This window comes from Variovorax sp. OV329, from assembly GCF_900114785.1.
GTDB lineage: Bacteria > Pseudomonadota > Gammaproteobacteria > Burkholderiales > Burkholderiaceae_C > Variovorax.
The window spans coordinates 121,856-132,648 of record NZ_FOUG01000005.1; the positions used below are offsets into that span (position 1 = coordinate 121,856).

Genomic DNA, 10,793 nt, shown 5'->3' on the forward strand with positions numbered 1-10,793 from the left:
CATTCTGAGCGGCGCAAAACATGATTGCCGCCGGCCACAAATGCCAACAGGCAGGGCGTCCCGTTCACGCCGGGAAATCTTCCCTGTTCGACCACGGCACCCCGCGTGCAACTGGCACTGGAGCCGCGGGTCGCGCGTGCTTCCATGACAAGGAGAGGAATGCTCATGCCGCGCGCGTTCGGGGTGTTACGCCTGCTTTCACGCGGCGAGTCTTCGGCCGAATGCGCCCGCGTGCTGCACCTGAGTCCGAAGACCGTCTCCAACCTGCAGAGCCAGATCAAGGAGAAGCTGGGCACCGGCACCGGAATGCCGGGAAGCGATTCGGAACTCGCCGCCGCAGCGCAGGCAGCGCGTCAGGCAATCGTCATCAGGCTCGCATTGCCGCCGGCTGCCGCCGTATTGGTGCTCACGGCCCGCTCGATGACCAGGGCCTCCATGGGAAGGTCATCGCACTCTGCGGCGAAGCGGCGCAGGCTCACGATGGGTCCATCGCGCAGCGCCAGCTGCGCCAGGGCCGCGAGCAGATCGGCCTCGCCGCCCTGGTGCAGGGCAAGGTCGAACTCGACGCCCGGCTGGGTCCAGTCCTTGGCCAAGGCGATGTGTTCCTGCACGTCCAGCGGCAGGCTCGCGAGAAGTGCCTGCGTGCCGGGCGCAGACGGCCAGATGGCCCGGCAGCGCACGGTCAGCGCGGCAGCCAGTTGCAGCAGCAGGGACTGCTCCGACGCCGCGAGGCAAAGCACCGCCTCCCGGGGCAGGAGAGAGTAGACGTTGCGCTCGCCAGTCGGCCCGATCACCACCCGGGCCCTGCGATCGCCCGCCAGCTGCACCAGGCGCTGGCATTGCGCCGCATCGCGCTGATCGCGGTGCTTTGCAATCCATTTCAGCAGCGACTCGAACGCCGGCACCGGAGCGGCGGACTCGCCTTCCGCTGTCGACCCAGGCAGCCCGTGCTCGCCTGCGCGGGCGAGCACGTCCGAAGGGCCTTTTGCGAGCAGTCGATAGAGATACAACGGCCCACCAGCCTTGGGCCCCGTCCCTGACAAGCGATCGCCACCGAAGGGTTGCACGCCGACGACCGCGCCCACCATGTTGCGGTTCACGTAGACGTTGCCGACGTGGGCGCTCGATACGACCTGGCCGATCGTCTCGTCGATGCGGGTGTGCAAGCCCATCGTCAGGCCGTAGCCTGTCGCGCCGATCTGGGCCATCAGGTTCTGCAGGCCCGCGCGCTCATAACGGACGACATGGAGCACGGGACCGAATACTTCGCGCTTCAGCTCGGAGATGCTGTCCAGCTCGATCAGCGTCGGAAGCACGTAGGTCCCACCCTCCAGGACATCGCGATTGCCGCGACCGAGGCGATGAACCCGGCGGCCGCGGCCCTGCATGGCCAGCACATGCGCTTCGATGCCGTCGCGTGCCTGCGCGTCGATGACTGGACCCACGTCCGTACGCAGCAAGGCCGGATTTCCGACGGTCGCCTCGCCCATCGCGCCGCGCAGCATGTCCAGCAGGCGGTCAGCCACGTCCTCCTGCACGCAGAGGACCCGCAGCGCCGAGCACCGTTGGCCCGCGCTATCGAAGGCCGAAACCATGACGTCGGCAACCACCTGCTCGACCAGGGCCGAGGAGTCCACGATCATTGCGTTCTGCCCGCCAGTCTCCGCGATGAGCGGCACCGGCGAGCCCGCGGGGCCGAGACGGCCGGCAAGCGCGCGCTGGAGAAGGCGCGCCACCTCGGTCGAGCCGGTGAACATCACGCCATGTACGCGTGCATCCGCAACCAGGCGCGCGCCGACGACGGACCCATCGCCGGGAAGCAATTGCAGCGCAGCAGGCGGGACGCCCGCCTCGCGCAGCAGCCGCACAGCTTCGGCGGCGATCAGCGAAGTCTGCTCGGCCGGCTTGGCCAGCACTGGGTTGCCGGCGGCAAGCGCCGCGCAGATCTGCCCGACGAAGATGGCTAGCGGGAAGTTCCACGGGCTGATGCACAGCACCGGGCCAAGCGGCCTGTGCATGCTGCTGTCGAAGTCGGCGCGCGCCTGTGCGGCGTAGAAGCGCAGGAAGTCGATGGCCTCGCGCACCTCGGCGATGCCGTTCGAATAGGTCTTGCCGGCCTCGCGGGCCAGCAGGCCCAGAAGGCGCGGCAGGCTCTGCTGCAGGGCATCTGCAGCGCGCTCGAGCGCCTCTGCGCGTTGCCCGGCGGGCGTGTCTGCCCAGGCGGGGGCAAACCGGGTCGCGGCTTGCAAGGCGCTGTCGATCTCGGCCTCGCTGGCTTCCCGCACCTTGCCGACGACGTCCCGACGGTCGGCCGGATTCACCACCGGCGCCCATGTCTCGCCGGCAATCGTCACGGGTTCGGCCAGCATGGGCTGGGAGAACCACTGTGCCGATGCTTCCTGCACCAGCAATCGCTCCAGGGCCTGCAAGGTGCCTTCGTTCGACAGGTCCAGTCCTGCAGAGTTGCGGCGAGCATCCCCGTAGAGATCAAGAGGACTTGGAATGGAAGGATGGGGAAGGCCCAGTGCGCCCTCCTCCCTGGCCATGCGTTCCACCGCGACAACCGGGTCTTCGACCAGCGCTTCCAGCGGGATGGTGGGGTCGGCAATCCGGTTGACGAAGGAAGTGTTGGCACCGTTCTCGAGAAGCCTCCGTACCAGGTAGGCCAGCAGGGTCTCGTGCGTTCCGACCGGCGCGTAGATCCGGCACGGTCGCCCGAGCTTCCCGTCCTCCGTGCGCCCGACCACCTGCTCGTAAAGCGGCTCGCCCATGCCGTGCAGGCACTGGAACTCGTACTGGCCCGGTTCGTAGCGGTCCGGGTCTGCCAGCGTGTAGATCGCAGCCATCGTGTGGGCGTTGTGCGTGGCGAACTGCGGATAGACCTCGGCAGGCGCTGCGAGCAGCTTGCGGGCGCAGGCCAGGTAGGACACGTCGGTGTAGACCTTGCGCGTGTAGACCGGAAAGCCGTCCTGCCCATCGACCTGGGCACGCTTGATCTCGCTGTCCCAGTAGGCGCCTTTCACCAGGCGGACCATCAGTCGGCGCCGGCTGCGTCGAGCAAGACCAATCACGTAGTCGATGGCGAAGGGACAGCGCTTCTGGTAGGCCTGGATGACGAAGCCGATGCCGTTCCAGCCGGCCAGGTCGGGCTCGAGGCACAACTTCTCCAGCAGGTCCAGCGACAACTCCAGTCGATCGGCCTCTTCCGCGTCGATGTTCAGGCCGATGTCGTAGCGCTTGGCCAGCAGCACCAGGCTTCGCACGACCGGGTAAAGCTCGTGCATCACCCGGCCCTGTTGCGCGCGGGTATACCTCGGATGCAGCGCGGACAGCTTGATCGAGATGCCGGGCCCCCCGTACACGCCGCGCCCGTTGGACGCCTTGCCGATCGCATGGATGGCTTGCTCGTACGCGTGGCGGTACCGGTCCGCATCCGCAGCCGTCATGGCCGCCTCGCCCAGCATGTCGTAGGAGTAGCGAAAGCCCTGCGCTTCGAAGTCGCGCGCGTGCTCCAGTGCGTCCTTGATGGTCTCGCCGGTGACAAACTGCTCGCCCATCATGCGCATGGCCATGTCCACGCCCTTGCGGATCAGCGGCTCGCCGCCCTTGGCGATCAGCCGGGTGAGCAAGGACGACAGGGTGGATTCGCTGTGCGTGGCCACCAGCTTGCCCGTCAGGAACAAGCCCCAGGTGGCCGCATTCACGAAGAGCGAGGGGCTGCGCCCCGAGTGCTCCTGCCACTGGCCGTGGGAGATCTTGTCGCGGATCAGCGCATCGCGCGTGGCCATGTCCGGGATGCGGAGCAAGGCCTCGGCCAGGCACATCAATGCAACGCCCTCCTGGGAGGACAGGGCGTACTCCTGCAAAAGCCCCTGGACGATCCCGGCGCGCCCGGCGGAATTCTTGCGCCCGCGAAGTTGCTCCGCCAGCTTCAAGGCCAATGTGTTCGCTCGGCTGCGGGCTTCCGGTGCCAGCGCGGCCTGGGGCAACAGTTCAGCAACGGCTTCGGACTCCGGCCGGCGATAGGCGCGGGTGATTCGCTCTCGCAGTTCAGAGTTGTCACGGGTCGCTTCGGCAAGGCCGCGGAAGAGCGAAGCGGGGTCGAAATGGGCGGCGGCGGGGGGCATGGCGTTGCCTCGGGGATTAACGGTGGATATGCGCATAATGCTCCGCGTCCAACCGAATGTTTGTTCGAATATCAATGATTCCAAAGAACAATTCACTAGCGGAAACAGCCGACCTGACCGGCTTGGACCGCTTGGATCTACGGATCCTGTCTGCCCTGCAGTCGGATGGCCGCATGGCCAACCTGAAGTTGGCGCAGGCCGTCGGTCTCTCTCCCACTGCGGCCCTGGCCCGCGTGCAGCGGCTCACGCGCGAGGGCTACATCCTCGGATACGAAGCGCGCCTGAACCCGATGAAGCTGGGCGCCGGGATGCTGGTGTTTGTCGAGGTCCTCCTGGACCGCACCACCCCCAATGTCTTCGACGAGTTCAAGGCGGCAGTTCAGGTGCAGCCGGAGATCATGGAGTGCCACATGGTCGCCGGCGGCTTCGACTACCTGCTCAAGACGCGCAGTGCGGACATGAACCACTACCGGCGATTCGCCGGTTCCGTGCTCTGGCAATTGCCGGGTGTGCGCGAGACCCGTACTTACGCAGTCATGGAGGAGGTGAAGAATTCCGCCAAGCTGGCGTTGCCGCAGGCCTGATGCAAGCGGCGGGCCGCGCCCGAAGCAGACCCCCGGGGCCCCGGGGCATGGACAGCGAGACAAGGACAAGATAGAACCGGGGCCGCATACCCAGGCGCACATGCGAGGTCGACCGTAGAGTCCCTGCCGTGACCGCCGAGGCAGATTCTCAACGAGATTCAAGGGGGCTGATACCTATGCCTGGAGTGAAGACGCCGGTCTTTCTTTGTGCGCTGCTGCTGCTCGCGGCCTGCACGTCCGCGGTCAAGGAGCAGCCCTACACCGAGGACCAGAACCGGGAGCGCGCCAAGGCCGACCAGACCCGGATGTACGCGCAGCAGGAGCCGGTCAGCGGCTCCATCACCTTCTACGAGGCAGCAGCGCGCGCCCTCAAGTACAACCTGGACTACCGGCTCAAGCTGCTGGAAAGCGCGTTATCGGCCAACCTGCGCGACGTGTCCAGCCACGAGATGCTGCCGCGCCTGGTGGCCTCGGCGGCTCGCAGCGGGCGCAGCAACGATTCGGGTGGCACCTCCATCGGCATCATCGATCGGCAGGTGAGCCTGCGACCTTCCACGTCGGAGGAGCGCTACCACACCATCGCCGGCCTGGGCCTGAGCTGGAGCACGCTGGATTTCGCGGTGGCCTACTACCGCACCGCGCAGCGCTCCGACCAGATCTTGATGGCCGAGGAGCGCCGACGCAAGGTCGCGCAGAACGTGCTGCAGGACGTGCGCAGTGCCTATTGGCGCGCGCTCGGCGCCCAGCGCCTGCTACCGCAGGTCGACGGGCTGCTCGCGCGCACCAATGACGCACTGCGCCAGGCGCGCGAGGCGCAGGACCGCGGCCTGCTGCCGCGCCAGGAGATCCTGGCCTACCAGCGCGCCTTGCTCGATTCCATTTCGCTGCTCACTCAGCGCCGGCAGGACCTGGAGTTCGCCCAGGCAGAGCTGCGCGCCCTGATGTCGCTGCCGCCCACGCAGCCCATGCAACTGGTGGACGTGCCCGATCCGCCGCTGCCCAAGCTCAGCCAGGACCTCACCCAGCTTGAGCAGGTCTCGCTGGTACGCCGCCCCGAGATCCAGGAGGAGTGGTACCGCCAGCGCGTGAACCAGCGCGATCTGGAAATCGCCAAGGCCCAACTGTGGCCCAGCGTTGGCGTGGACTTGTCGACGCGCTACGACTCGAACAATCTGCTCTACAACAGCCACTGGCAGGCCGCCGGCATCGAGGTGTCGATCAACCTGCTGCGCCTCTTGCAGATCCCCTCGCTCAACGCGGCCCAGCAGTCGCAGATGGAGACGGACGAAATGCGCCGCGTGGCGCTGTCGATGGCGGTGCTCACGCAGGTGCGAATCGGGGCGCTGCGCTACTCGCTGGCGATGCAGGAGCTGCAGTTCGCCAACGAGAGCCTCACGGTGGACACCAACTTGCTGGACTATGCGCGCTCGGCCCGCAAGACCTCGCTGGGCTCCGACCTGGAGCTGATCCGTGCCGAGGGCCGCTTCCTGCTCTCGCGCTACCAGCGTGAAGCGGCGCAATCGACCGCGCAGGCGGCGTGGGGGCGGCTGTACAACTCGGTGGGCCTGGACGTATTTCCCGCCACCATCGACAACTACGACCTCAAGACGCTGGCTGGCGAGATCGAACGCATCACGCAGACGGTCGAGACGCAGAAGCTGGTCGACGCGGTTCCCGGCGACGGCAGCCCGAGCATTGCCAAGTGATGCAAAGCCGATTCGAAGCCAATGCGCCACGCAGCTCGTGCACCGGGCTCGCCAACGTCATGTCCGCCTTGCTGGCAGCCACCTGCCTGGGGCTGCTTGCACCGGCCACCATGGCGCAGCAGCCGCAGCCCATGCCGGCGGCGATCGACCCGTCGGCCATCCGCGTGCTGCTCGTGGCCGAACTGGAGACCACCCTGTCTGCCCAGATGGCCGGCACGCTGGGCGACCTGAAGGCCTCGCTGGGCCGTCAGGTGCCCAAGGGGTCACTTCTGGTGCAGCTGCAGTGCAACGAGGCCCAGGCCCGCGCCAACGTGGCTGAGGCCGAACTGGCGCAGGCCAGGCAAAACCTGGACGCCAAGCGCGCCATGCGCGACCTCAATGCGGTGGGCGACATCGAGGTCTCCACGGCAAATACCGAGCTGCAGAAGGCCATCGGTGCCCGCGCGCTGGCGGTGACGCAGGCCGGCTACTGCTTCGTGCGCGCGCCCTTTGGCGCCCGCGTCGCCAAGGTCTACGTGAAGCCCTACCAGACGGTCAGCGCGGGCGCGCCTCTGTTCGACATCGTGAGCGACAGCGCGCTCAAGGTGCGACTGAACGTGCCCTCGGCCATGCTCAGGCAGCTCAAGCCGGGCCAGGCATTCAAGGTGAGCATCATCGAGACCGGCAAGACCTATCCGGCCAGGGTCACGGCCATCAATGCACGCGTCGACGCGGTGGCGCAGACGGTCGAGCTGGAGGCGCGCCTGGACGAGGCCTACCCCGAGCTCATCGCCGGCATGAGCGGCGTGGCGCGTTTTCCAAGCATCGGTTCGCAGTGAACGACCGGGTCCAGATCCCCTCGCAGTTGCTGCTGGCCCTGGCCGAGTTGCGCGACAAGGCCATGGCGGCTGAGTCGCTCAATGCGCTGGCCTTCAGCATCGCCAACGATGCATATCCGCTGTTGCGATTCCGCCAGGCCCTGGTGTTCGCGCAGCGGCCCGGCGGCAGCTTCGATCTGCTGTGCGTCTCGGGCCTGGCCAAGCCTCAGGAGGACTCGCCCTATCTGGTGTGGCTGCGTCGCGCGATGCCCTGGCTGGGACGGCAAATGACGGACATCGAACCCGCCTGGCTGGCGCGCGAGTCGCTCGGCCCGCCCCCCGAGGTGTCTGATGGCTGGGCCGAGTGGTGGCCGCCGGGCGCCTGGTGCGTGCCCATCCACGGCAGGAACGGGCAGCGCCTGGGCCTGGTGGTGTTCCTGCTCGAAGAGCCGGTGCAGGAGAACCTGGTGCCGCTGATGCAGGGCCTCTTCCAGACCTGGTCCTACTGCTGGGGTGCGTTGAGCGGCGAAGGGCGCCTCAAGGGTTGGCGGCCTGGGCGGCGGCAGGTGCTGGTGGTCGTGGCGCTGCTGGCGGCGCTGCTCCTGGTGCCGGTTCGGCAGACGGCATTGGCGCCGGCCGAGATCGTCTCGCGGCAGGCGCAGATCGTCAGCTCGCCCATCGACGGCGTCATCGCCCGCATGCATGTGCGACCCAATCAGCCCGTGGAGCATGGCGCCCTTCTCTTCACGCTGGACGAGACGACGCTGCGCAGCCGCGCCGAGGTGCTGCGCAAGGAGGTCGCGGTGGCCGATGCGGAGCTGATCGCCGCCAGCCAGCGCGCCTTCGACAACCCGCAGAGCAAGAGCGAGCTCACCGTGCTCACCGGCAAGGCGCAGCAGCGCCGCTCCGAACTCTCGGGCGTGCTGGCGCAGCTGGAGCGCACCCAGGTCGTCGCGCCGCGCGCCGGCGTGGCGGTGTATGGCGATGCGAACGACTGGCTGGGCAAGCCGGTGGCGACCGGAGAGCGCATCCTGCTGGTGGCCGATCCGGCGCAGCCGGCGATGCGGGTGCAGTTGCCGGTGGCCGATGCGATCGCCCTGGAGCCGGGCGCGCCGGTCACCCTCTACCTCACGGCCTATCCGCTGCAGCCGCTGCATGGCAGGATCCTCGAGACCAGCTATCAGGCCCGGGTCAACGACGAGAGCGTGGTGGCCTACCGACTGCTGGCCAGCATCGACGACGGCGAGGTCGCATCGCGCCGCCTGGGTCTGCATGGCACGGCCAAGCTCTATGGCGAGCGGGTGGTGCTGGGCTACTACCTTCTGCGCCGGCCGATTGCCGCTGCGCGCGCCTGGCTCGGCTGGTAACGAGGGAACGGCCGATGCTGAACACCGCAGCCATGGCCGCCGACCTGCCGTTGCTACCGCTGCGCGAAGACCTGCGCCTGGGCGAGGCGGCGGCGGGAGCGGACGGTGAGCCCAGCTGGGTGATCCAGGACACGGTCATCAACCGCTTCTATCGCATCGGCTGGTTCGAGTTCGAGTGCCTGTTGCGCTGGGGCCAGAGTGCGCGGCGCATCAGCGAGCAGATCGGCGCCCAGACCGCGCTCAAGCCCGACGTCGAGCAGGTGCTGGCCTTCCGGGACTTCCTGGCCCAGCACCAACTGCTGCGCCCCGGCGCGCAGGCCGCGGACCGGCTGCGCGCCCGCAGCGAGGGCAGTCCGTGGCTCAGCTGGAAGGGCTGGCTGCATCACTACCTGTTCTTCCGCATTCCGCTGGTGCGGCCGCAGCGCATGCTCGGATGGCTGGCCGCACGACTGGGCTGGCTGTTCCATCCCCTCATGGCCTGGCTGGTGCTCGCACTGGGTCTCCTGGGCCTGGTGCTGGTCGCGCACCAGTGGGACGCCTTCAAGAGCGCGGTGCTCGACTCCTTCTCGGCCGAAGGCATGCTGGGCTTCGCCCTGGCGCTGGTGGTGGGCAAGACGCTGCATGAGATGGGTCACGCGCTTGTGGCCACGCGCCTGGGCCTGAAGGTGGCGCACATGGGCGTCGCCTTCGTGGTGCTGTGGCCCATGCTCTACACCGACACGGGCGAGGCGTGGAAGCTGCGCAGCGCCCGCGCCCGGCTGGCCATTGCGAGCGCGGGCATCCTCACCGAGCTGTCCATCGCTGGCCTGGCAACGCTGGGCTGGGCCCTGGCTGAGCCGGGCGCGGTGCGTGATGCCTTCTTCTACCTGGCTACCACCAACTGGGTACTGTCGCTCGCCCTCAACGCCAGTCCCTTCATGCGCTTCGACGGCTACTTCATCCTGTCGGACCTGCTGGACTTTCCCAACCTGCACGAACGGGCGGGTGCGCAGGCGCGTACGGCCCTGCGGCGCGGCGTGCTGGGCATCGAGGAGCCCTGGCCCGAGCCCTTCGCCCCACGCACGCGGCGTGCCCTGGTGGCCTTCGCCATCGCCACCTGGCTGTACCGGCTGGTGCTGTTCGCGGGCATCGCGGTGGCGGTGTACCTGCTCTTCTTCAAGGCACTGGGCATCTTCCTCTTCCTGGTCGAGATCTCCTGGTTCATCGTGCTGCCGGTGTGGCGCGAGATGCGCCAGTGGTGGATGCGGCGCCGCGCCGTGTCCGCGTCGCGACGGCTCGCGCTGGCGGGCTTCTTCTTCCTGCTGGTGTTGCTGCTGGCCCTGCCCTGGCAGACCCAGGTTCACGCCTGGGGCATGGCCCGCGCCGAGCGGCAGGTGCGGGTGTACGCCCCGTATCCGGCCCTGATCGGCGAGATCCGGCCGGTGGGCGAAGTGAAGAAGGGCGACATGCTGGTGTCCCTGAGGCAGCCCGACATCGTCGAACGCATGGAGCGAAGCGATGCTGGTGCGCGCGGCTACGACGCACGCCTGCTGGGACTGCTGGCCGAGCCGGATGGCCTGCGCGAGGAGGCCGCGACGCGCGAACGGCTGGACGTGCAGGTGCAGGAGAGCCGCGCCGCGCGCTCGGAAATCGAGCGCCTGAACCTGCAGGCACCCTTCGACGGCCTGTGGCGCGACGTCGATCCGGACTGGCAGGCCGGCCAGTGGACCGGCGTTCGCACTTCGCTGGGCGTGCTCTACGACCCGGCGAACTGGCAGGTCGATGCCTACGTGAAGCCCGACGAGGTGCACCGCATCGACGTGGGTGCCCAGGTGCGCTTCTATCCTGAGGGGCAGGTGCGTCCCATCGAGGGCCGGGTGCGGGCCATCGGCAGCACGCGCGTTGCGCAGCTGGAGCACCCCATGCTGTCTTCACGCCATGGCGGGCCTTTGGCCACCACCCGGCGGGAAGAGGCCCTGGTGCCCACGCCAGCCCTCTTCCACGTGCTGGTGCAGTTGGACGAAGCACCGCCAGCGCGGCAGGAGACGCGCGGCCAACTGCAGATCGACGGCACACGCAGCAGCCTGCTGGCCAAGAGTGCGATCAACGTGCTGGCCGTGCTGCGGCGCGAGAGCGGCTTCTGATGTGGGCGTGCCCAGACGCATGCCCGGGCGGAGAAAGGACTTGATGTGAAGAGCGATCGCTTCAATGATGAGCCGCCCGCAAGGTCGAG

General features: G+C 68.0%; 6 protein-coding genes and 1 pseudogene. 6 read left to right on the plus strand and 1 reads right to left on the minus strand.

What is annotated here, in order from left to right:
* Nucleotides 1-165: 165 nt before the first annotated feature.
* A pseudogene (locus BM345_RS30740) lies at nt 166-285 on the plus strand (LuxR C-terminal-related transcriptional regulator); the annotation flags it as partial.
* A 68-nt stretch (nt 286-353) separates the two neighbouring features.
* On the opposite strand, the gene putA reads toward BM345_RS30740, so the two are convergent.
* Nucleotides 354-4,127 carry a trifunctional transcriptional regulator/proline dehydrogenase/L-glutamate gamma-semialdehyde dehydrogenase gene (gene putA / locus BM345_RS10145; protein WP_254789691.1) on the minus strand — a complete coding sequence of 1,258 codons (3,774 nt, stop codon included), beginning with the start codon at nt 4,125-4,127 and terminating at the stop codon, nt 354-356.
* Between the two features lie 74 nt (nt 4,128-4,201).
* Between putA and BM345_RS10150 the strand changes: the two genes are divergently transcribed.
* The 5 genes from BM345_RS10150 (at nt 4,202) to BM345_RS10170 (ending at nt 10,704) form a co-directional block, all read left to right on the plus strand.
* Complete coding sequence (locus tag BM345_RS10150) at nt 4,202-4,711, plus strand: Lrp/AsnC ligand binding domain-containing protein (protein ID WP_093378734.1); 510 nt, start codon at nt 4,202-4,204, stop codon at nt 4,709-4,711.
* Nucleotides 4,712-4,887: 176 nt separating this feature from the next.
* Entirely contained in the window at nt 4,888-6,417 is a 1,530-nt protein-coding gene (locus BM345_RS10155; RefSeq protein ID WP_093378736.1) for a TolC family protein, read from the plus strand.
* The gene (locus BM345_RS10160; RefSeq protein WP_254789672.1) at nt 6,417-7,235 is read left to right on the plus strand and encodes an efflux RND transporter periplasmic adaptor subunit; all 819 of its coding nucleotides are present in this window, start codon (nt 6,417-6,419) and stop codon (nt 7,233-7,235) included. The genes BM345_RS10155 and BM345_RS10160 overlap by 1 nt, the downstream gene beginning before the upstream one ends.
* Nucleotides 7,232-8,581 carry an efflux RND transporter periplasmic adaptor subunit gene (locus BM345_RS10165; protein WP_254789673.1) on the plus strand — a complete coding sequence of 450 codons (1,350 nt, stop codon included), beginning with the start codon at nt 7,232-7,234 and terminating at the stop codon, nt 8,579-8,581. The genes BM345_RS10160 and BM345_RS10165 overlap by 4 nt, the downstream gene beginning before the upstream one ends.
* 14 nt (nt 8,582-8,595) lie before the next feature.
* Nucleotides 8,596-10,704, plus strand: coding sequence for a site-2 protease family protein (locus BM345_RS10170; protein WP_093378739.1), 2,109 nt, complete (start codon nt 8,596-8,598; stop codon nt 10,702-10,704).
* Nucleotides 10,705-10,793 lie beyond the last annotated feature (89 nt).

Bases quoted from the DNA above. Each gene is read 5' to 3' on its own strand.
- putA (WP_254789691.1), bottom strand. From the start codon at position 4,127: ATGCCCCCCGCCGCCGCCCATTTCGACCCCGCTTCGCTCTTCCGCGGC.
- BM345_RS10160 (WP_254789672.1), top strand. From the start codon at position 6,417: ATGCAAAGCCGATTCGAAGCCAATGCGCCACGCAGCTCGTGCACCGGG.
- BM345_RS10150 (WP_093378734.1), top strand. From the start codon at position 4,202: ATGATTCCAAAGAACAATTCACTAGCGGAAACAGCCGACCTGACCGGC.
- BM345_RS10170 (WP_093378739.1), top strand. From the start codon at position 8,596: ATGCTGAACACCGCAGCCATGGCCGCCGACCTGCCGTTGCTACCGCTG.
- BM345_RS10155 (WP_093378736.1), top strand. From the start codon at position 4,888: ATGCCTGGAGTGAAGACGCCGGTCTTTCTTTGTGCGCTGCTGCTGCTC.